18 protein-coding genes, 3 tRNA genes and 2 pseudogenes are annotated in these 21,638 nt (G+C 67.5%); 8 read left to right on the forward strand and 15 right to left on the reverse strand.

Annotation, left to right across the window (positions count from 1 at the left end):
• Positions 1-58: 58 nt before the first annotated feature.
• Complete coding sequence (locus LX16_RS05640) at positions 59-574, reverse strand: methylated-DNA--[protein]-cysteine S-methyltransferase (protein WP_147134124.1); 516 nt, start codon at positions 572-574, stop codon at positions 59-61.
• A 155-nt stretch (positions 575-729) separates the two neighbouring features.
• On the opposite strand from LX16_RS05640, the gene LX16_RS05645 reads away from it, so the two are divergent.
• From LX16_RS05645 to LX16_RS05655, 3 genes are all read left to right on the forward strand, one after another.
• Positions 730-802, forward strand: a tRNA-Gly gene (locus LX16_RS05645).
• A gap of 30 nt (positions 803-832) precedes the next feature.
• Positions 833-903, forward strand: a tRNA-Cys gene (locus tag LX16_RS05650).
• A gap of 12 nt (positions 904-915) precedes the next feature.
• Positions 916-990: transfer RNA gene (locus LX16_RS05655), tRNA-Val, on the forward strand.
• A gap of 762 nt (positions 991-1,752) precedes the next feature.
• On the opposite strand, the gene LX16_RS05660 is transcribed toward LX16_RS05655, so the two are convergent.
• Positions 1,753-4,599, reverse strand: coding sequence for an Hsp70 family protein (locus LX16_RS05660; RefSeq protein WP_147134128.1), 2,847 nt, complete (start codon positions 4,597-4,599; stop codon positions 1,753-1,755).
• Between the two features lie 674 nt (positions 4,600-5,273).
• Between LX16_RS05660 and LX16_RS05665 the strand changes: the two genes are divergently transcribed.
• A complete protein-coding gene (locus LX16_RS05665; RefSeq protein WP_147134131.1) occupies positions 5,274-5,672 on the forward strand; it encodes a hypothetical protein in 399 nt (132 codons plus the stop codon).
• Here LX16_RS05665 and LX16_RS05670 read toward each other — a convergent pair.
• A complete protein-coding gene (locus tag LX16_RS05670; RefSeq protein ID WP_147134133.1) occupies positions 5,669-6,535 on the reverse strand; it encodes a GNAT family N-acetyltransferase in 867 nt (288 codons plus the stop codon). The genes LX16_RS05665 and LX16_RS05670 overlap by 4 nt on opposite strands.
• Before the next feature lie 184 nt (positions 6,536-6,719).
• Positions 6,720-7,661 carry a phosphotransferase gene (locus LX16_RS05675; RefSeq protein WP_147134136.1) on the reverse strand — a complete coding sequence of 314 codons (942 nt, stop codon included), beginning with the start codon at positions 7,659-7,661 and terminating at the stop codon, positions 6,720-6,722.
• A 387-nt stretch (positions 7,662-8,048) separates the two neighbouring features.
• Here LX16_RS05675 and LX16_RS05680 point away from each other — a divergent pair, with 387 nt between their 5' ends.
• Positions 8,049-8,690 (forward strand): tetratricopeptide repeat protein, encoded by a 642-nt coding sequence (locus LX16_RS05680; protein ID WP_211354298.1) that lies wholly within the window; start codon positions 8,049-8,051, stop codon positions 8,688-8,690.
• 60 nt (positions 8,691-8,750) lie between these two features.
• Here the strand turns inward: LX16_RS05680 and LX16_RS28175 are convergent.
• Positions 8,751-8,840 (reverse strand): annotated as a pseudogene (locus LX16_RS28175) (dihydrofolate reductase); the annotation flags it as partial.
• Between the two features lie 511 nt (positions 8,841-9,351).
• On the opposite strand from LX16_RS28175, the gene LX16_RS05690 reads away from it, so the two are divergent.
• Positions 9,352-10,128: a hypothetical protein gene (locus tag LX16_RS05690; protein WP_147134139.1), complete on the forward strand. Its 777-nt coding sequence runs from the start codon at positions 9,352-9,354 to the stop codon at positions 10,126-10,128.
• 1,020 nt (positions 10,129-11,148) lie between these two features.
• Here LX16_RS05690 and LX16_RS05695 read toward each other — a convergent pair.
• The 7 genes and pseudogenes from LX16_RS05695 to LX16_RS05725 form a co-directional block, all read right to left on the reverse strand.
• Positions 11,149-11,730, reverse strand: coding sequence for a dihydrofolate reductase family protein (locus tag LX16_RS05695; RefSeq protein WP_147134142.1), 582 nt, complete (start codon positions 11,728-11,730; stop codon positions 11,149-11,151).
• Positions 11,731-11,757: 27 nt separating this feature from the next.
• Complete coding sequence (locus tag LX16_RS05700; RefSeq protein WP_147134146.1) at positions 11,758-12,672, reverse strand: AraC family transcriptional regulator; 915 nt, start codon at positions 12,670-12,672, stop codon at positions 11,758-11,760.
• Positions 12,673-12,747: 75 nt separating this feature from the next.
• Positions 12,748-14,052, reverse strand: a complete 1,305-nt coding sequence (locus tag LX16_RS05705) for an inositol-3-phosphate synthase (RefSeq protein WP_147134149.1) — start codon at positions 14,050-14,052, stop codon at positions 12,748-12,750.
• Positions 14,053-14,264: 212 nt separating this feature from the next.
• On the reverse strand, positions 14,265-14,882 hold the full coding sequence (locus LX16_RS05710; RefSeq protein WP_147134151.1) for a hypothetical protein: 618 nt from the start codon (positions 14,880-14,882) through the stop codon (positions 14,265-14,267).
• A 223-nt stretch (positions 14,883-15,105) separates the two neighbouring features.
• Positions 15,106-15,721 (reverse strand): annotated as a pseudogene (locus LX16_RS28180) (class I SAM-dependent methyltransferase).
• 152 nt (positions 15,722-15,873) lie between these two features.
• Complete coding sequence (locus LX16_RS05720; RefSeq protein ID WP_211354302.1) at positions 15,874-17,172, reverse strand: GNAT family N-acetyltransferase; 1,299 nt, start codon at positions 17,170-17,172, stop codon at positions 15,874-15,876.
• Between the two features lie 81 nt (positions 17,173-17,253).
• Positions 17,254-17,898: a hypothetical protein gene (locus tag LX16_RS05725; RefSeq protein ID WP_147134155.1), complete on the reverse strand. Its 645-nt coding sequence runs from the start codon at positions 17,896-17,898 to the stop codon at positions 17,254-17,256.
• A gap of 294 nt (positions 17,899-18,192) precedes the next feature.
• Here LX16_RS05725 and LX16_RS05730 point away from each other — a divergent pair, with 294 nt between their 5' ends.
• Complete coding sequence (locus tag LX16_RS05730; protein ID WP_158645494.1) at positions 18,193-18,618, forward strand: barstar family protein; 426 nt, start codon at positions 18,193-18,195, stop codon at positions 18,616-18,618.
• A gap of 47 nt (positions 18,619-18,665) precedes the next feature.
• Here LX16_RS05730 and LX16_RS26495 read toward each other — a convergent pair whose 3' ends face one another.
• Positions 18,666-18,812 carry a hypothetical protein gene (locus tag LX16_RS26495; protein WP_158645495.1) on the reverse strand — a complete coding sequence of 49 codons (147 nt, stop codon included), beginning with the start codon at positions 18,810-18,812 and terminating at the stop codon, positions 18,666-18,668.
• Between the two features lie 197 nt (positions 18,813-19,009).
• Between LX16_RS26495 and LX16_RS05735 the strand changes: the two genes are divergently transcribed.
• Positions 19,010-19,612: a DUF7691 family protein gene (locus tag LX16_RS05735; RefSeq protein WP_147134161.1), complete on the forward strand. Its 603-nt coding sequence runs from the start codon at positions 19,010-19,012 to the stop codon at positions 19,610-19,612.
• A 90-nt stretch (positions 19,613-19,702) separates the two neighbouring features.
• On the opposite strand, the gene LX16_RS05740 is transcribed toward LX16_RS05735, so the two are convergent.
• Both LX16_RS05740 and LX16_RS05745 read right to left on the reverse strand, forming a co-directional pair.
• Positions 19,703-20,500 carry an ABC transporter permease gene (locus tag LX16_RS05740; RefSeq protein ID WP_147134165.1) on the reverse strand — a complete coding sequence of 266 codons (798 nt, stop codon included), beginning with the start codon at positions 20,498-20,500 and terminating at the stop codon, positions 19,703-19,705.
• Entirely contained in the window at positions 20,497-21,459 is a 963-nt protein-coding gene (locus LX16_RS05745) for an ATP-binding cassette domain-containing protein (protein ID WP_147134168.1), read from the reverse strand. The genes LX16_RS05740 and LX16_RS05745 overlap by 4 nt, the downstream gene beginning before the upstream one ends.
• Positions 21,460-21,638: the final 179 nt, after the last annotated feature.

A 21,638-nucleotide genomic window follows, 5' to 3' on the forward strand; every position in this document is an offset into this window, starting at 1 on the left:
CGGTGCGACACGGTCCCCGTCTCGCACCGGTGCCGCGCACACCCGGCAACGACGCGCCCTAGAACAGCGTGGGAGGGGCCGACCCCTCCAGTTCCAGCAGCCGCCGCTTCGTCTCCACCATGCGGCCCCCACTGCCGGCGAAGCCCCCGATACCGCCGTCCGCGGCGACGACCCGGTGACACGGCACCACCACGGGTACGGGATTGCCCGCCATGATCCCGCCCACGGCCCGGGCGCCGTCCGGGCGACCCGCCAGCGCGGCGAGCCCGCCGTAACTGACGGTCTCGCCGTAACCTACCGCCTCGAACAGGCGGCGGCGGACCGTGAGCGGCCACCCGTCACTGAGCGACCAGTCGACCGGCGTGTCGAACCGGGTGCGCGCGCCCGCGAAGAACTCCGTCAGCTCCCGGCACACCGAGGCCAGATGCGCGGCGGCGTCCGGCGAGGCGGGGCCGGGTGGCACGTCGGCGTCGGGCAGCGGGCCGAACGAGACCCGGCGCACACCGGCGGGTGAACAGACGACTCCGACCGGGCCGATGGGGGAGTTGACGGTGGTGCTGGCGAGTCCTGGCATCCCGCCATTGTCGCCGCCGGGTGTGACGCCTGAACAGCGCCTCCGACCCGCCCGACACGAAAAGGGCACCCCCCCGTTTGGCACTCGTGGAGGGAGTGAGCTAAAGTTCTCTCCGTTGCCGAAGCGGGAAGCAAAACCGCAGAAGCACACGAAATGCGGACGTAGCGCAGCTGGTAGCGCGTCACCTTGCCAAGGTGAAGGTCGCGGGTTCGAACCCCGTCGTCCGCTCGGAGGCCGAGCCGTACGGCACAGGCCCGCGGTGGAGTGGCCGAGAGGCGAGGCAGCGGCCTGCAAAGCCGCGTACACGGGTTCAAATCCCGTCTCCACCTCGGAGATTTCCCGGACGATTAGCTCAGCGGGAGAGCGCTTCCCTGACACGGAAGAGGTCACTGGTTCAATCCCAGTATCGTCCACCAGCAAAAACCCCTGACGGCCAAGCCGCCAGGGGTTTCGGGCCTAATTGAGGGCCTATCGATTCAAAGAGTGCCTAGTCTTCGGTCGTGAACGCCGTGTCCAGAGTTCCGCGCCCTCGGTGATGATGCGGCGGCTGGACGTTGACCTGGTACTGCTGCTGGGCCTGTAGCTCGGCACCAACTCGCCGCCCGCATCGAGCTGGTGCGGGCAGCGCCGTGTCTCACGATATTTATGGCCGCGAGACAGCCTGTCCCACGAGATGCCTCACGGGTTGACGGACGGCCGCGCCGATGTCTCAGGAGAACGTCTCAATGTCTCACTGGGTGTCTTACGTGAGACATTGAGACGAGAGGGCTGCCAAGTTCGACCCGTGGCGGCTGTAAATTCGGCGCTTGGCAGTGGTGAGGCATCGGGTGATGCTGGCGTCGGTGGCCGGGTAAGGAACCTGCCGCAGACATTTGAGTTTGCGGCCGTCGAGTCGCCGTTCACGGCTCCGGTGTCGGCCGACGCCGCCCACGGCGCGCACTGAGTCAAGCCGATCCTGCCCGTCGAAGTCGCCTACGGATCGCTGCAACCGGTCGGTCGACATCCGCGGCTGGTGGGGGTGAGGATCGGCCTTCTCCCGTGGGCTACTCCTGGCCGTCACGACGTCTGTACGGCGGGATGTGGTGTCCTGGGGATCTGCCGCCTGGACGGCGTCGGTCGGGCGGTGTCAGTAGGCGACAAAGCCGAAGACGTCGGCGACGTTGACAGCGATGGGTGGCTCAGCATGGTGATGGCATTGACACGCCATGGTGGCGTGCGGCTTGCACGGCGATGTCGACCAGGATGCTGTTGCGGTAATGGTTGTCCTTGGGGAGTGATCGGGCCAGGTGTTCGGCGCGGTCACGATCGATCGGTATCCATGCTTGGGCGAGGTCCGCGCGGAGGCGGTCGCGGTATCTTCCACTTTTCGACTGAATGAGGCGCTCGGCTTGGGTGAGGACACAGGTGGCGGTTGCCGGGTCGATGCGGGCCGCCGCCGCTCCGATGGCGATGAGCGGTTCCGGCAGCCAGCGATCCTGCAACTCGCTCGCCATCTGTGTGGCTTCCCTGAGAAGGCGACCTGCCGCCTTGGGGGTGTTTTCGGCGTATCCGGATGCGACTGAGGCGAGTGCGCAAATGACCTTGGCTTCACTCGCGTATCCCGTGATGGCGCGAGCCCAACGTTCCGCGCGTTCGGGATTGCTGGGAGCCCAACCCTTGGCCAGCGCCAGTTTAGGGGCAGATATCTCGTCGGAGAGACGTGTGGCGAGTCGTTCGGCGGCCGCCAGGTCCACCTTCGCGAAGCGCTCGACCAGGTCTGCCATGGCGAACTCCCAGTCGTCGAGGCGTCCGTGAGTCGAATGTGCGGTCCGCTCGGCAGCCTGGACGTCGATGTCGAGGAGGTCCTCAGTCAGGTCAATGGCCGACTCGGCATGTTCGTCGGGGATCAGCCGGTAGAGCTGTGCAGCGCGTACCGGATGAGCGGCGGCCAGTTCGTCGACGAGGGATCGCATGACCCACCGGTTGAACGGTTCGCCGTGAAGCGGGTTGGCGAGAAGGTACTCGGCTCGCCCGGGATCGGTGACCGCCCAGGTCTCGACGAGCTGTTGAAACCCCCGCTGTTGTTGGTGTTCCTGCATGAGCGGGAATCGCCGCTCGGCTTCGGCTGACAGGAGTCTGGCCTGTTCGGGGTTCTCCGTCACCCGGGCGAGCAAGGTCAACGCGTGAACATGATCTCCGGGATCCGTCATGTTCTGGCAGAGTGCTTCGGCGTGTGGCAGGTCGACCACGCTGACCCAGCTCACCATGGATGTTAGGTCGTAACCGTCCTTTTCGATGTCTGCTGCGCTCTGCGCCAGCGCGATGGCAGACGGGAGGACGCGTGCCGCCCGGGCCGGGTCGGTGGCGGCAAGCGGACGGATCGCCGCGCATAGTGCGCGGTATCCGCCGTGCTCATTCCGTTCACGAGTTGCCAGGAGGCGGCGTTCGTGCGTCTCATCGGCGGCAGCGCTCCAGACGGCGGCATTCCTCAGCCGATCGATCGCGGTCTCTCTGGTGGGGTCCGGGGTCGAATGAAGCACATGATCGCATTCCTCGAAAAGGTTTGCCGCGGTCTCCGGGGACCTCGGTGCGATGACCAGAGCCGCTTTGAACAAGGCGCCGGCCCGGGCAGGGTGGTCCCCGGGGATGGCGTCGAGCGCGTCGGTCATCGCCTCCGCGTCATCGGCCAAGGCCACGAAGACGTGATTGATCAGCTCTTCACGATTCAAGGTCCGGACCCGCTCGACGGCACCTTTTGGATCAGACCGAGCCAGCAGCTTCATCGCAGCCGACATTGCGTCGGTCAAGTAGCCCCTTTCCTCCTCCAGGGCCAGCTCGTCCCGCAGGACCGAATCCACAATCCGAGCGGACTGAACCGGCAGGGCGACGCGCGCTCGTACGGGTCGCGGTACTGCCTGTGTTGAGGTGCCCGAGGGAACCGGTCGAGGACGCGGCTGGGGTCTTGGAGTGCGGTGGTGGGTGGCGGCGTGGTCGACGGGAATGGCTCCGTAGGCGACGACGGTCTCGGGTTGTTCGATGACCGTGGGAGCGATACCGGTGGCTCGATGCAGAAGCGTCCCGACCAGAGGCATTCGGGATGCCCCGCCCACAAGGAACAGTCCGGCGATGTCGCAGGAATCCGCACCGCTCGCACGAATCAGAGCCTGCGTGAGTCGCACGGTCTTGTCGATGAGCGGTCGGGCGAGCACCTCGAGTTCGTCGCGGGTGAGGTGCGCTTCCTTCTCGACCAGTGGAATCAGCAGACTGACCTGGTTGTCGCGGGAGAGGCGTTCCTTGGCGGAGCGGACGTCGTCGAGGAAGTGCCGACGCTGCCGACGTTCATCGGGTGTCTGAGGAGCCAGCAAGCGGGACCACTGTGTGCTTTCGCGGTGAGGCAGACCCAGATGCGTCATGAGGGCGTGGTCGACGTCCACACCACCGACATCCGCCGCGCCGTCGGCGGCCAGGACATCGAAACCCGAGGCGATCCGCTGCACCACCGAGATGTCGAAGGTTCCACCACCGAGGTCGTAGACCACGATGGCCGAACCGACCGCCATGTCGGTTGCCTGCCGCTCAGCGAAGTAGCCGGCTGCGGCCACCGGTTCGGGCACCAACCGCGACACCGCCGTCCCCGCCGCGTCGGCCGCGTCGACGAGGACCTGACGCCGGACCGGCCCCCATGTGGCCGGATGAGTCAGCGTTACCGGAGGCAGAGAGCCTGTCACCCGAACGCACTCGTCTCGCACTCGCTCCAAGATCGCCGTGAACATCGCCTGCACACTGATCTCGGCATCGCCCAACAACACGGAACCGTCATCGATGCGGCGCTTGGGATGCGGCTCGAAACGCTCCGGCGCCAACCGCGCCGAATGCACCGCGTCCCGCCCAACGGACAGTGTTCCGTCAGGCCGGGCGTACACCGCCGACACCAGCAACGGCGATCCATCGAACAGCAACGGGCTCACCGCGCCGTTCCGCCCCCGCAATACCGCCACCGTGTGAGAGGTACCCAAATCCACGCTCAAACCCGCTGGCAAGGACATGAAACCAATCTACCGCCCACACCAACAAGGCAGCACCACCGATCCACCCCGGCGGAAGGGTTGGGCACGTTCAATATCGAAGAGGGACCGGCCATGGCTGATGCCCTCGGACCTGGTGTTGTCCTGCATTGGAGGAACACCGGGTTCGGCACAGCTCCACGGGCCGCTGGGACTCACGTGATTGTGTCTGGCCGGTTGAGCTCCTCGGCCGTCGTATCCGGCTTGTGCAGGGCGCCCATGCCCTCCATAAGTGGTGTGGCAGTGGATCTTGCAGGCCCGCACCAGGCCGGGTGGGATTTGGGAAGATGTGTACGGCGGTGCCGTCTGGACGCCGGCTTGCCGGCTTCAGCCGGGCGTTTTGGTTGCTTGTGGCCGAAGAATCGGAGGGGGGAAGGGCTCATTCCTCATTACTCCTGTGCTTTCAGACGCAAGCCTCTCCAATGCTTCCTTCGTGGCTTCCTGCATTTCGGCGACCGATTCGGAGTAGGCGGCCCTGTGGCGGGTTTCGTAGTGGCGGCCCATCCGCACCTTGACCGCAGGGGTGGCGCCATGCACCACAAGGGCCATCTGCTCGTCGGTGGACGGGGTGCGGATGTCCTGCGCGGCGATTGTTTCCGGTCCTGGAGTTGTGTGCTCATGCCAGTGCTGCCTCGGGAGTGTTGGGGTGTGGTGAGGTGCTCGCGGTAGGTGCCGGCCGGGTCGGCGAACTTGCTCAGTTCCTCACCGGTCCGCCCGCCCAGCGCCTGCTGGTCGCCGAGCGAGGCGGCCTTCGCAACGTGTTCCGTGGCCTCGTCGAACTGGTCAAGACGACCGAGTGCCGCGCCGAGCGCGAAGTGGGCCTCCGCGTGTTCGGGTCGCATCGCGAGGCACTCGCGCAGCGGACCGACTGCGTTTTGCGAATCGCCCATATTGAACAGGGAGGCTCCCAAGAGGAACTGCGCGTTCGGCACGTCGGTGCCATATCCCGGACCCTGATTCGGGCATCGCGCCAGGCCAAACCGCGACGTTTGTCTCTGACGCGCAGGACGAGCCGTTCGCGCCGCTGGACCGCAGCGCTTTACCGGGCGCTCTAGCCGACTCGGCGTAGGTCTCGCACCGCCGGTCGGGGCTGGTATCCGGCGGAGCGGTATGTGGTGACGGCCGCGGTGTTGGAGGCCTCGGCGCATACGGTGGCGCTGGACGCACCCATGTCACGCAGGGCCGCCGCGGCGGCGACCGCGATCGCCTTGCCGTAGCCGCGTCCCCGGTGGTCACGGTGCACGCCGAGGGGTTCGAGCAGTCCGGGCCTGCCGGGGCCGGCCGACCAGACGGTTGTGGCCGCGACCGCGTCGCCGCGGTCGTTGAACCCGAGGAGACATCGGGCATCGGCGTACGGTGTGCCCGCGGCCATCGCATGCCAGCGCCGCGCGTCGAACTTCGATCCCTCGAACGCACTGCGGTGAACCGTGACTCTGTCGTCGACGAGTTCGGAGCCGACCACCTCGATCCGCAGGCCGCCATCGGACACGGGTTCGCTCAGGTCACGAATCATCGGGATCCACGGATCGTCCGGCTCCCAGCCGCCCTCTTGCAGGACCTCACGGAATCGGCCCTGCCAGAGTGCTTCGACATGGGCCTTACCCGCCGACAGAACGCCCCGATCGGGCCGCGTGACATCGTCGACCATCTGCAGGGCGAGCTCCTCGTCGTCATGTGCTTCCGGGAGGATGGCCAGCCGCACCAGTTCGGGACCGTCGATCAGGCCGACACCGACGAGCCGTCCCTCGCGTCGCCACGTCCGCAACGCCGCGGCGGTCCGTTCCGGGCCGAACTGCCAGTAGTACCCGACGTCACCCGGGTGCAGTTGCATCGGGGCGCCTTCACGCCGCCACTCCGCCAACGCACGCACGACTTCGTCCAGGTCGCCGACACCGGGGGTACTCAACAAGACGGTCATGCCGTGATCGAACCCGATCATCCCCGACCCGTCCAATGATTAAGTATCCGGAACGCCGTCGCTCGCGGTCGAGCTTGAATGGTCCTGTGCGCTCCGGCAGCGTGACCGCCGGGAAGCGGCAACCCGAGGCCGGCACGGCAGGCCGTTGTGGCACCGGGCGCGCGCCACCTCCATCCGGCGGCGGTCAGCGAAGGGTGTTCAGTTCATCGAGGGCACGGTGGCCGCGCGAGACCACACCGGAAACGACATCGTGGCGCTCGTGACGGATGAAGAACTCGAGTTGGTGGAGGATCTGTGTCGCCGTGAGCACCGCGGCCCCCTTCCCGCCGACCAGGTCGAGGATTTTCGTCCACAGTCGGCCTCGGGCGCCGTCCAGCGCCGGATCCTGGAAGGTGTGCCACAAGAGGGTGGTGAGGTCGGTCGCCCGCGTGCCGCTACCCGCGTACCCGATGTCCACTACCGCCACCACCGCTCCGTCACGTACCAGGACGTTGCCCGGGTTGACATCGGCATGGACCATGTCGGGTGCCTCGGGTGGTGGTGGGGCGTCGGCACATGCGCGCCGGAGGCGTTCGACCAGCGCCGACACCGCGGAGGAGTACCCGGGCAGCCCGGCTATGGCGCGCCGCAGCGACGATTGCTCGGGCGTCTCGACGACATCCGGTCCGGCGACGGTCGCGTCCCGGCCCATGGCGACCCGCCAGGCGTACGACCAGTGGTCGTAGGGCTCGGAGACCTGGCCGGCCTGGAGTTCGATGATCTGCATGAGCTGCCCGATGAGGGACGGGGAGAGCTCTGACGCCGAAGCTGCGTCGACGAACTCCATCAGGTGCCATACATGCGTAGCGGTGGCTCCCACTCCGAGCCAGGCCGGGGTGGGATAGCCGCGCCGGCGCATGTGCTCGACCACTCGCCGGGCGCGCGATGTCTCGTCCAGGTGGCCGGGGTGTGCCCGGGGCACCGTCTTGAGCACCGCGTGTACCGTTCCGGCCAACACGACGCGCATGGCGCCCACGTGGAGGCCCCCGGGTAGGCGACCGACGAGGGTGACCTCGGCCCCGACCACGCCCGCCACGTCCTCCAGAACCTCGGCCGGCGGCCCTTCGGGACGGGAGAACCGGTTCATCGGCTCGGAAGGCCGGTGGCCGCGACCGCATCGCTTCGCGTCATGAACGCTCGCCGATCCTGACGGATGAGTTCGGTTCGTTCCGGGCAGAGCTGTATGGACAGACGTGCGTCGTCATCGACGCCACCGCCGGTAATCCGTGAGACATCCACGTACGCCACCTAACCAGATGCGAGGCCGACAGGCACTCGGATTCGATGGTGGCTTGTCGGCAACCGACGCGGTAGACGACTCGCTCTGCGGCAGTCGAGCCGGGAAGCGACCAACCGTCTTCGGAACGGGTCAGGTACCGATGAGCCCGAAGGTAATCCTCCTATCCGGTCACCGATCCGCGATTCACCGCTCGCACCGGTAACATCGGCGGTGCGAATCCACTCAGGAGGCACTGTGAAATCGGGAGATCGGCTCGCCCGCGCCAAGAGCCTGTACTGGGACGCCGTGTACGGAGGCGAACCGGGCCCTTTGGCCGAGGCCGACCGGCTCCTCGACGGTGTCGAAGCGGATCTGGCGCTCGCCCGTGGCAGGATCGTCCACACGCGCTTCCTGCGACACGGAATCGAAGACCCCCGGGAAGGGGAGTTGTTCTCGCGGGCGCTTGAGTTGTACCGCGGGATGGGGGAGGTGCGGGGCGAGGCCGAGGCCCTGTTCTGGCTGGGTACCTGGCGGCAGTTGATCGAAGGAGACCTGCCGGGCGCCGAGGCGGATTTCGCGCGGGCCCTTGAGCTGGCTTCCGAAGTCGATGACGCCGGGATCATGGCCGAGGCCACGCGGCACTTGGGAATCGTGGCTCACCGTGAGGGACGGCTCGAGGAGGCGCGGCAGCACTTGGAAGAGTCCAACCGGCTGCGTCGCCTGCACGGGCCGCCGGCCGGGGTCGCGGCGAATCTGGTCGGGCTGATCTACATCGCCGCCGCCCAGGACCGTCGCGACGACGCGCTCGATCTTGTGGCCCAGGCACGGGAGATCTGCGCCGAGCATTCGGCCGCGGCCATCGCAACGCAGGTCGAGGAGGCCGCGTCGATCCTGTAGTCCGCCTGCTCCCTTGATGCACCTGGCCGAAGACGGCACCACTGTGCTGCTTTGCGACGCACCGGATCCGAACACGACGGGCACGACGTCCATGCGTACCTCGTCGACCAGGCCCGCGGCGAGCACCTGGCCACCGACGTCGCCAGAAGCCGGCCAGATGCGGGCAACCGGTCGGTGGCCCGTTCGGGAGCAAGACGGTGACCATCGGGCGAAGCGGTTCTCGGGTGCGGGTGTGGATGTGCTCGTCACCGGGAATGCGGACGGTGAGTCGATTCTTCCGTCCTGGACACTGTAAGCGGAGTGTCGTGCTGTGTGTGACCATGCAGTACCATTTCCGTTTCCACGGGAAGGGGAAGGACATACCCCTGATGATCCGCAGGATTACCAGGTTCACACGTCGCTTCGCTGAGCACGATGGCGCTCAGGAATGTCTTGGCCGCCACCGCCGTGGCAGTTGACAATCACGTCACGCCCGAGACCGTGCCGGGTGCATGGAGCGGGGCGAATGAGGTCATCCCGGCGAACCGGTGTCCGGAGCCGTGACCGAACCGGCCCGCCGATACCCGCCGTTCAGCGCTCTGATCGCCAACGACGCCGCCCTGCCACTCATCATCGACCGCAAGCCAGTCGAATGACCACATACACCAGACAGGAACGACACATGACCCGCATCGCCATCCGCCGCGGCACCGCCGCCGGAACCATGGTCGCCTGCCTCGTCCTCGCCGCGACCGTCATCACCGCCGGCACCGTCCTGTCGCCACCGGCGGCCGCCGTCGTGCCCAGCCTCTACGACCAGGCCATGGAGCAGGGACCACCCGCAGAACCCCTGCCCGGCCACGACACCGCCACGACCCGCTGGTACCCCGGATTCGACTCCACCAACCTGTGTACCTACATCGACTCCACCCGCATCGAGGAGTTCACCGGCGAACGCACCAGCGCCGACCACATGGTGTTCCAACCCACCGACCCATACCGCGCCGGAGTCCACATCGGCTCAGGATGCCGAATCCTGTTCGCCGGCGAATCCGACATCCACGGCGACCCCGTTTCCGCCTGGTACTCCCTCGACGTCGGCGCCACCGTCTCGACCCCGATCCCCAACATCTACCTCTACGGCGCCAACTTCGAGGCACGACGCAGCCTCGACATCGACGCCTGCGAGATCCACAGCGGGTGTGAGTACCAGGACCTCGACAACGTTCCCGGCGCCAACGACGCATACAGCGCCACCTTCGTCTCTCTGCGCCCGCACACCGATAACGAACTGTCCTACCTGTATGTCGTGTGGGCGGGCAACCTCATGATGACCGTGCGCCTCACCGGCGGAATCGCCACCGACGTCGACGGCACCGAATACACACCCCACGTCCACGCGATCGCCGAAGACCTCCTGGACCGCCTCTACGACCAACGTCCCCTCGTCGAGGAGTAACCTCCGCCGGTTCCTCACCTGTGTCCCGTCGTCGGGTCTGAGGTCCGGCATCTCGATGAGGTAATGGAGTCGACTTTGCTCGGTGGACGGTGTAGTCGGTTTCTGGCGGGCATGGCGCATCATGGCGTTAGGATTCACGACCTCGACGATCCACGACTACGCCCGGAACCAGAGCATGCGCTCTTCGTCGCGGCCAGATGGCACCTGACACGGTTGATTCGCATGTCTTGGCGCCGACCGACCGATCTGTCGAGACTGGACTGGACTTTGCGGTGGGATGACGGCAGCGAACGTGTATACATTCTCGGCACCCCGCCCGCCCTCGACTCCGGGCCACCACCACCGGGTAGACCGATCTATCAGCGTTGGGCTGAACGCCTTGAGCTGACCGCCATGCCCAGCACCGACACCACTGAACGCGTACTGCGAGGCCACGCACGAATCAGGCGGCGACCGGCGATCTGGGTCCAGATCACCGTCCCCCTCGTCCCCGGCGAAGCTTGACACCCGATGTGAGTGCCGGCTCTCGAGGATGTCCGCCCACTCGGACGTGGTCAGCTCTGTTGGTCCCACGATCAAAAGCTTCCGTTGCCGATGGGAGGCTTCCCGGATGATCTGCTCGAAATAGTGCCAGTGGGCTCGGTGGCTACAGTGCGGCACTTGTTCGCGTTGTATGACGCACCGCGAAGACCAGGTGGCCGATCCATGAGTTGACGCGCTCGACTCTGCCGACCGACCGCGTCGAGAATCCTTCTCGCAGATCGCGTAGCCGATGGTTGATCGATCATGGCCGGCATCGTGAAGTCTGCATCCGATTCAATGAAGGCGTCCGCGCCTCCGGGCCACGAGTCCTCCCAGTACGCAGGTTCGGGAGAGCACCCACCAGAAGGTGGTGTCGATCGTTTCACGATCACTCGGAGGCGAGTCGCAGTGTCCCTTCGCCCTTGCCCTCGATCGCGGTAAGCGGGCCGCGCGATCGGTGGCAACGTGTTTCGTGACCTCCCACACGTGTCCGCTGGGTCAGCGGCGTACCTGGAAGCGCAGGTGGAGTACGCGGTCGCCCTGGATCACCACGTCGGGGTCCTCCAGAAGGTGTTGCGCGTCGACCGACCCGAAGTAGCGCTTACCGGATCCGAACACGACGGGCACGACGTCCATGCGTACCTCGTCGACCAGGCCCGCGGCGAGCACCTGGCCACCGACGTCGCCGGCGGCGACCTCGACGATGCGGTCACCCGCGAGCTCCTGGGCCCTTGCCACCGCCGCCTCGACGCCGTCTACGAAGTGGAACGGCGCCTCGGGGTCCCAGTCCTCGGGCGGCGGCCGGTGCGTCACGACGACCACGTGCGCGATCCCGCCGGGAGGCTCACCTCCCCAGCCGTCCGTCATGTCGAAGACGTGCCGTCCGGCGATCGTCACCCCGATCCGGTCCCAGTAGGGCCGGGTGTAGTCATAGGACGTCTGCGAGACCTTGATCTCGCCGCTCTCGTCCAACGGGACGTCACCGCCGGTCAACCACTCGAACAGCGGTCCGGGCCGGTCGTTCTCGTCCGCGACGAAACCGTCCACCGACACCGAGCCGTACATGACCACCTCGCCCACGGACCCTCCCTCGTCTTGGTGTGCCCCTCAACCTAGTACCTGCTCGGCCATGGGTCTTGTAAGAAAACAATCGGCCGGCAGTGGCCAACCGTCCAGTATGTGGCCGGGATGTTCGCGTAGGAACCGCTGCCGCACTTCGAGGTACCGGGTCGGTGTGAGCCCGGTGAACGCCCGGAACTCGTGGCCGAAGTGTGCCTGATCGAAGTAGCCCGCGTTGCCAGCGAGTTCGGCCCAGTCGACCGGTCGCGCGGGGTCGATCGAGAACACGGTGGCGGCGAAGCGGTAGGTGCGGGCCAACCGCTTCGGAGTGACACCGATGAGTTCCTTGAACCGCTGTGCCAGGTGGGTGCTGCTGACACCAGCGGAAGTCCTCAGGTCGCCGATCGCGACCGCCCCGCCGGTCGCGGCGATGACGCGGCTCGTGTGCCGGACCAGTCCCAGGCCGGCCGTGTCGCGCAGCCGTCGCCGCAGTTCCCCTTCCAGAAGCGTCAGCATCTCCGGCGGTCGATTCGCGACGGCCAACCGGTCTCGGAGTTCGGCGGTGGCGGCCCGGCCCCAGACCTGTTCCAGGGTCACCGGCCGGTCGCGCAGTTCCGCCGCGGGCATCGACAGGAACGGCGCTGGTCCCCACGGCGTGAAGTGCACGCCGACCGAGCGGGTCGGGTGTGGGTAGTGGAACTCGAACGCGCGGGTGGGTGTGGTGATGACGCACCCGTCGGCGTATTCGGCGGCCTCGGCGTCGGTGCCGGCGCGGATGCGGAACGGCGCTCCCAGGTTGACGATGAGTAGCGCCGACGGCATCGGCGGCAACGTCAGCCGGGCGTAGGGCGGCGCGCCTTCCAGGTAGTAGAGGTCGTCGATCAGCCCGTCCAGCGGAGGTCGCGGCACTCTCGACACGTACTCCACGGGTTCAGTATCACCGAGTGCCCGCCCCGGGCACATCCGCCCTGCGAAGCACCGGAACCGCCCGTGATGGTGTGGCGCGTGCCCGTCGGTGACGGGCACGCGCGTGTGAGGTCAGTCGTCGTGGCCCTCCGAGTGGGCGACCCGGTCCTCGCCCAGGAGCCGGCGGAGTGTGTTCTTCAGGTCGGCCTGCTGTCTGAACAGGTCGTGCTCGGGAGGGACACCGGGTGTCTCCTGCGGGCTCTTGAAGTACAGCGACAGCCAGTCCTGTACCCCCGTCAGTCCCGCCCGTTGGGCGAGGTCGGTGAACAGCACCAGGTCGAGTACCAGGGGGGCGGCCAGGATCGAGTCCCGGCACAGGAAGTTGACCTTCATCTGCATGGGATAGCCGAGCCATCCGAACATGTCGATGTTGTCCCAGCCCTCCTTGTCGTCACCGCGAGGCGGGTAGTAGTTGATGCGTACCTTGTGGTGGAAGTCGCCGTAGAGTTCGGGGTGGAGGTCGGGTTCCAGGATGTGTTCGAGTACCCCGAGTTTCGTCTTCTCCTTGGTGCGGAAGCTGTCGGGGTCGTCGAGGACCTCACCGTCGCGGTTACCGAGGATGTTGGTCGAGTACCACCCTGACAGCCCCAGCATGCGGGCCTTCAACATCGGTGCCAGCGCGGTCTTCACCAGCGTCTGTCCCGTCTTGAAGTCCTTGCCGCCGACGGGTACTCCCGCCGTCTCGGCCAGCTCGGTCATCGCCGGAACGTCGACGGTGAGGCTGGGCGCCCCGTTGATGAACGCCACTCCCTCCTTCATCGCCGCGTATGCGTAGAGCATCGAGGGTGGGACGCTCGCATCGTCGGCGTCGAGCGCCGCTTCGAACGCCCGCAGGCTCTGGTGAGCCGGGCCGGGTTCGGTGAAGACCTCGGTGGAGGCGCACAGGATCACCACCATCCGGTCGCAGGAGTGCGCCGCCTTGAAGTCGCGGATGTCGCGACGCAGGGCCTCGGCGAGGTCGCGCCTGCGGGTCTCGGGCTTGACGTTGGTGCCCTTGATCCGCCGCACGTATTCCGGGTCGAAGGCGGCCGGCATGGGTGCGACCGCTTCGAGTGCCGCCGCGATCGGCTCCACATGGGTGTACCGGTCGAGCACGCCGCACTTGACGGCGGCTTCGTAGGCGGTGTCGGGGATCGGGTCCCAGGCGCCGAACACCAGCCGGTCGAGGTCGGCCAGTGGCACGGCGTCGCGGATGAGGGGCGCGCGGTCGCCGAGGCGGATGGTGCCCATCTGGGCGAGCGATCCGACGGGTTCGGCGAGACCTCGGCGGATCAGCTCGACGCCGGCGATGACGGTCGACGCCACGGCTCCGAGCCCCACGAAGAGGACACCCAACCGGCCGTCGGCCGGTGCGATGTGGTGCGGTGATGTGTCCACGAACTCTTACCTCCAGGAAGATGCCGCACCGGCGCGCGCGGGCGCCGGTGCCGGCGAGAGTGAATGAAGCCTTACTTTCCGTGATGTCGATGGCCGCGTTGATCGGCTGAGCCCGCTCGTGTGAACCGGCCCGCGGTACAGGTGTGCCCCTTGGCGGGCGTCTCTCTGCGGTCCGGGGTTGTCCGCGCGCCGTCCCGGCCTCGAAGTGCGTCTCAGAGCATGGAGCGGACCTCGCCACCGAGTGCGGCGAGTCGTTGCAGGGTGTAGGCGGCGGCGTCGAAGGCGGTGCAGCCGTGGTAGAGCCGTCCGTTGTCGTCGAACAGCCGACCGATGAACTCGTTCTCTCCGACCTCGGCCGGGCTCCAGCGGTCCCACAGCACGCGTCGCACCGCTTGTACCGGGTCGGTAGCCGGATCCTGGAATACGATCTCGCAGCCCTGGTCGCGCAGGGCACCGATCAGGTAAGCGGCCGCCTCGGTCTGCATGCCGTCGGCGAGTCGCCCGTCCTCGTACCTGACGCCCGGGAAGTCGATCGGCGCCGAGGCGAGGTCGTCGGGGCGCAGGAACCGGAAGATGAACGTGCGGCGGACCGTCTCCTGCACGTGCTGGGCGAGCATCGTGCGGCGGCCCTGCCCGGGGCGGCGGCTCTCCCAGACCCGCAGTTCCTCCGCCCTCTCCGGGTCCCAGCCCGCCGTGCCGCCGACGGTGACGTCGGGTTCGGGGAAGTCCCCGTAGCGCAGCCGCCACATGCTGACCGTCTTCGGTTCGACGTTGAACAGCACCGCGATGTCGGCCACGCCGAGCATCTCCTTCACCATGTGGCGCCCCATCTCCCGGGTTTGTAGATTGTGATCTACAAGGTAGTGGGGCGGAACGAGTTTGTCAACCAACGTCTACAAACCGGTGGGTGAGGCCGCGTCACCGGCCGTTCGGGCGTGGCACGTCGAATCGAATCGTTACGGATCACGCCGCTGCGACGTTCCGTCCGGGAAGGATCACCGCCTGATCCGCCCTGGCCGTCACCGTGGTCGGTCTGGGATGTGAGGTCGGCTCTCAGCCCGGGCGGCGCGCGAAGAGGAACGCCTGTGGAACCTCCTCGTCGGGGCCGCACAGCCATTGGGCCTCGATCTCGAACCCCGCGTCACGCAAACCGGCGGCCACCTTCTCGGGCCGGCGGTGGTGAACGTGGACCGCCATCGGGCGACCTCCGTAACCCCGCGTCTTCAGCCGTGTGGTGTCACCGACGTGGAAACCGAGCTGCAACGGTCCGCCCGGACGCAGCACTCGGTGGAAGTGCGCGAACACCGTCGGCAACTCGTGGTCTGGGATGTGGATCAAGGACAACCAGGCGATCACGCCCGCCATTGACGTGTCACCCAGGCGCAGATCGGTCATCGAACCCACCTCGAACCGCAGGCCGGGGTGGTCACAGGTCGATGCCGAACGCGTCTACACCGAGACCGGACAGGTGGGCGGTCACGTGTCCGGGTCCGCAGCCGACGTCCGCGACCGGACCGCCGCCGGTGGTCCGCACCCGATCGGCGAACACCGCGAGTGCGGCCTGGAGGTGGGGATCACCGGCGACGGCATCACGCAGCCGGTCGGAATAGCCGTCGGCGACGGAGTCGTAGGAGGTCCGGGTGTCGGCCGGCCAGTCGTCCGTCGTCACGCGCGACACGATACCCGGTGGTCATCGGTAGTCGTATCCGTCGCGGGACCGCCTGATACGTCCTATGAGGAGTCACGGGCGCCCGGCGACGCCGGAACCATCGGGTGACGCGGCGCCCGATCCGGGCCCGGTGGCCGGACGGGCGCCGCGCCTCAGAAGCCGAAGGAGTTGTGCGGTTCGGGGTCGGTCCGGAACATCCGGGACAGCGCGTCGACCGCGCCATCGGTGTGCGGCGTGACGTGACCCGCGTATGCCAGGTGATGCGCCGACATGCCACCGAAGTAGAGGGAGCCCAGTGCCGCCGGCGTGATGGTCATATCCGGTGTCGCGTCGGTCGGTACACAGGTGGCGGCCGTATCGTCGGTCGTCCTCAGCTGCCACGTCCCGTTGTTCGCGGGGCACATCCGGTCGCCGTCGATCGTGAACTTGAGCTCTCCGGGCGTCGAGTACGACCGTTGCGTCAGGGCGCGGGGAACGTCGAGCAGCCTGGCCCAGAGGTTGTCGGTCTGGCGGGTGACTCGCATCGCCCTCGGGTTGGTGAGCATCCACCGCAGCGGCTCGTCGCGCGGGCGGGCCGCCGCCACGACGGTCTTGGTGAGGTCGAAGTCGATCAGCAGCTCCCACAGCGCCCGGTAGGCCACCGGGTTCGTCGCCTCCAGGGCCTCCACCACGAGTGTTCCGGCGTGCGCGGCGGTCGGCGACCACGGCAGCCGGAAGTTCGCGACACCGTCCACATGGCCGTGACGGTCGCGGTGGAGGAGGTAGCGCATCGGCCCGTTCGTGCCGTCCGGTTCGTCGGACAACCCGTCCCAGCGCCCCGGCTGCGGACGCAGTTCCCCGACACGATTCCGGCGCACCTCCGCATGCACCGGCGGCCACGCCTCCTTCGCCCGGGCGGCGTCAACCAGTTCCAACGACCCGGGATCGGGCTCGGCCGGACGGAGCACGGCTTCATGACGGGCCAGTTCCCACCGGGTGCGGTGTGTCGCCGGCGAGAATCCGAAACGTCCGTAGATGCTCCCCTCACTGGCGCTGAGCATCGCCAACGGTTCGCCGCGCTCCAGGGCCGCGTCGAACATCGCCTGCATCATCCTGCGCAGGTAGCCGCGCCGGCGGTGCGTCGCGACGACCCCGGTCGCGGTCACGCCCCCCATCCGCACCGTTCCGCCGCCGGGAACCGTCACCTCGAACGAGATCATCGCCGATCCACCGACACAGACGCCGTCGACGAACGCCCCGATCGGGTGGAACGCGGTGTCCCGGAGGTCGGCCGTGGCCCACGTCTCAAGCTGTTCCGCGCTCGCGGGAGACCGCTGCGGCGGCCAGGGCTCCGGGCCGCCGTGCCACGCCGCGTCGGCGGGCTCCCAGCTCGGGTACCCGTTCGCGTAAGGCAGCACCCGGTAGTACGCGGTCATCTCGTCGGAGCGCGGGGGGCGGAACTCGGTCACCATGAGGACATTGCACCCATCGCCGCCGCATCCGGCAACCCGATATCGGTCGATCACGGATGTGGTCGCGCCCCGGCGTCCGGGTCAGTCGCGTCCGCAGCGCGCGTCGATGACCGACTGCGCGTCGCCCGGCAACGTCGACGGGTCTTCGAGGAAGCGCGCGGACTGACAGACCCGTACCAGGCCGTCCCACAGCTGCCGGTACAGGAGGAGGTCCGCCTGCAGCTGTTCCGCCTGCCGGGGCGTGAGCGGGAACCTGTAGTTGCCGTCCCAGTGGCCCTGCCCGACGTCGAGATCGAGCAGGTACGCCGTGCCCCGCCTGATGATCCCGGGTGCCCAGTTCCACTCGGGCCCCTGCGGCCGGAAGACCGGCTCGTCGTCGTCGGGAAGCCGGAGTGAAACGGCCCGGTCTCCGTTCACGCCCTCGACGAGCGCCGGAGCGAGCGTCATCCACACCACCGTGTCGTCCCGGACGCCCAGGTGGGTGGCGACGTAGCCGTTCGCCGGAGGCGCGGCGGGGAAGTCCCACGCCAGGGTCCGTGCCACGTCGGGGTCGTAGCGGGCGGCCGTGTACTCGATCGGGCGGACCTCGTAACCGCCGCCGAGCGCCGCGATCACCTTCCGCACCTCGACGGCGTCGACCGGTTTCCCGAGTGCCTCCGCGAAGGTCTCGTACGGGACCGCCGTGAGTGTCGCCACCTGCTTTCGCCCGGGCTTCTTCATGGCCATGCGGACACGGTAGCCGCTGCACTCCACCGCAGCCGTGCCGTCGGCCGTCTGCCGTCCTACACGACGGCGGGTGGAGCGAAACCGGTACGCACGACGCGCCCATGCGACGAGGCGGCCACGACGCCGATCCGTTCCACCTGCGGGCCGGTTTGGATACCAGGCCCCGACGATCACCGGCGACACGGCCACGCCGGGCACGAGCCCACCACGTCTGAACGTGTCATAGGCTGCGATGGTGATCCGCCGACGGCCCCACTCGCGGTGTCCATGCCGCCCCGGCTTCACCGGAAACCGGTGAGCCCCATGCTGGAGATCGGCGTGACCCTGTCCGGTGCGGATGACGCGGCCGCGTCGATGCGGGAAGCAGTGGACGAGTCGTTCAGGGTGTTCCCGCTCGAAGTGAGACCCGAGTCCGGCGTGGCCGGATTCTTCGCGGCGGTGCGTCGCGGTCTTCCCTTGGATCCCCCGCTGCACTCCGACCGCGGTTGGGACGCACTGGCGGATTCGCTGTGGGAGGGGCTGCATTCGATCGATTCCGGCAGGGTCTTGATCCACTGGCGGAAAGCCACGGGCTTCCGAGACACCTGCCCCGAGGTCTTCGACATGTGTCTGGAAGTGCTCGGGAATACAGCGGCGTCCCTCGCCGATCGCCGAGCCACCGGAGGAAGGACCACGCACGTGACGGTGTTGATCGAGGTCTCATCGCTGTCTGCGAAATGACGCCGCCGCCCCTCCTGGAGAAGGGCCGTAGGCCGTGGACGACGGTGTCAGTCGCCGTCCATTCCCGGGGGATAGTCGTTCTCATCGCCGCCGCCGGTGTGCTTCTTACCGGATCGGGATATCGCGATGAGTGCGATCACCGCGATCACGAGGAGACAGCACCATTCACCAGCGGCGAAGGGGTCGCCGTCCATTCTCACCTCCGAGCCGCCCACCGGGCCGGGTGTCGGGTGGCGTCGATCCGTTGCGGCTGCGTGGATCCCGACGGGTGAGCGGGGTTGTACCGTGGGTTACATCCTACCGGGGAATCGCCCGTGGCTGAAGTACCCGTTTCCACGTACTGCCGACACCGGCACGGGAGATGTCGGTGGGCTCCTGAGAGGATCGGCTCGTGAGTTTTTCACTGAGCCCCTACCTGGTCGACCTCAGAAAGGCCCGTGGCGCCATCGGGTCCGAGGACGAGAAGTTGCGCCGTATGATCGGCGGGAAGTTCAAGGCCGCGATGGCCCACGCCGACGACTGGTTCGCCGACCAGATCGCCGGTGGCGCGCCGACGCGCTACGACGCGTTGCGTGCGGTCGTCGACGGCGGTCCCTTCGACGACGCATACGGCTTCCAGTACGGATACGCCTTCGAGATGATCTGCGGTTTCTTCGGCAGGTCGCTGAACAACAACGCGTTCTCGCCGTTCCGCAGCGGTTGGTTGGCACGGGTCGACGAGGGACTCGCCGCGTTGGGCGTCACCGCGGTCGAGGTCTCGGAGTTCTCCTATGGGTCTCCGCCGGCACCACTGCCGAGGCCCGCCGAGTTCGTGCCCGCCTACGGGGAGTGGAGTCCGAAGCAGTGTCGCACCGCGCTGGCCCAGTGGAACGCCGCCACCGCCGAGGCGCGTGAGGCACTCGACCCGGAGGTGCTGGAGGCCGTCGAGTCCTGTGTGGCCTGGATGCGTGAATCCGTCGCCAACGGCCGTCACGTGGTGGCCTTCCACTTCTGACGAGCCGAGCGCGCCCGGTCGGTCGTGACCGGACCGCGTCGGGGGGGCGTCACGTCGCGTGACGTGACGCCCCCCGAGAGACCCCATGGCTCACCTGGTGGGTTCGCGGTTGTAGAGCCGCTTGGCCCACAGGTAACCGCCCAGGCCGATCGCGGCGCACCAGCCGACCGTCAGGATCAAGCCGTCTCCCATCGGGGTTCCCATCAGCAGGCCGCGCAGGGTCTCGATGAACGGGGTGAACGGCTGGTACTCGGCGAACCACCGCAGCCCGGTGGGCATCGAGTCGGTGGGTACGAAGCCGCTGCCCGTCATCGGCAGGATCATCAGGGGCGTCAGCATGTTGCTCGCGGTGGCGACGCTCTTGGCGACCATGGCGAGCGCGACGGACAACCAGGTGAGCGCGAGGACGATCATCGCCAGAACCCCGATGGCGCCGAGCCACTCACCGAGGGCCGCGGTCGGTCGGAAGCCCACCAGCAACGCGACGCCGACGACGGCGGCGATGCTCAGCATGGTCTGGATCAGGCTTCCCAGCACGTGACCGGTGAGCACCGAGACGCGGGCGATCGCCATGGTGCGGAACCTGGCGACGATGCCCTCGGTCATGTCGATGGACACCGAGATGGCCGTGCCCTGGGCCGCGGTCGCCACGGTCATCAGGACGACGCCGGGAACCACGTAGTCCACGTAGGACATGCCGCCGGCGGTCCCGACGCCGTCCCCCAGGGCGCCGCCGAGCACGTAGACGAACAGCAGCAGGATCGCCACCGGAACGCCGGCCGCCGTGAGGATCAGAGTCGGATAGCGCAGCATGTGCCGCAACCGGCGGCGCAACATCGTCGCCGAATCGGCGAACGCGATGGAGACGGTACTGGAGACGTTGCTCATCGAATGGGCTCCTGACGTGCGGTCGGGTCGCCCGTCAGGACGAAGAAGACGTCGTCGAGGTCGGGGGTGTGTATCCGGAGTTCGTCCACTGTGAGTGCGGCGTGGTCGAGCCGGTCGAGTAGTCGCCGCAACGACCCGACGTCACCCCGGCCGGGGACCTTCAGGGTCAGCGCCGATTCGTCGCGGGAGATCACGTCCAGGATCCGGGCCGCGGCGTCGTACTCGTCCGGGTCGGCGAACCGGAGCGTGACGTGTCCGTCGCCGACCTGTCGCTTGAGCTCCTCCGGTGGTCCTTCCGCGACCAGCCGCCCCCGGTGCAGGACCGCGACCCGGTCGGCGAGTCGGTCGGCCTCCTCCAGGTACTGGGTCGTCAGGAACATGGTGACGCCCTCGTCGGTGACGAGTCGGCGGATGACGTCCCACATGGTCCGTCTGCTGCGGGGATCGAGTCCGGTGGTGGGCTCGTCCAGGAAGACGACCCGGGGTTTACCCACCAGGGTCATGGCGAGGTCCAGGCGCCGGCGCATCCCGCCGGAGTACGTCACCGCGGGCATGCCGGCGGCGTCGGTCAGTTCGAATCGCTCCAGCAGGTCCACGGCACACCGCCACCGTTCCCGGCGCGGGAGACGGTTCAGGTCGGCCATCAACATCAGGTTCTCCTCGCCGGTGAGGAAGCCGTCCACCGCGGCGAACTGCCCGGTGACACCGATCGCGGCCCGCACCGCGTCGGGTTCCCGGTCCACGTCGTGGCCGCAGATCCGCATCTGTCCGCTGTCGGCGCGGATCAGCGTCGACAGGAGTTGGACCATGGTCGTCTTTCCCGCGCCGTTCGGTCCGAGCAACGCGAAGACCGTCCCCGAGGGGACGTCGAGATCGACGCCGTCGAGGACGACGTGGTCGCCGTACGACTTGTGTACCGCGGTCGCCGCGACGGCGGGTGAATGGAGGTGGGTGGTCATCGGTTGTGCTCCGTGTGGTGGGATCCGGTAGGGCTTTGATCGTTTGCCATTTCGTGAAAATTACGTTGCATACACGAATCCGGCAATACCGTCGCCGGAATACGACGGAGTATTCGCAGGTCAGGACTCTGTAATCGTTGCACAATGGGTGTCGACTAATGCAATGTTCGCGTTGCATT

It is taken from the genome of Stackebrandtia albiflava (genome assembly GCF_007994225.1).
Classification (GTDB): Bacteria; Actinomycetota; Actinomycetes; order Mycobacteriales; family Micromonosporaceae; genus Stackebrandtia; species Stackebrandtia albiflava.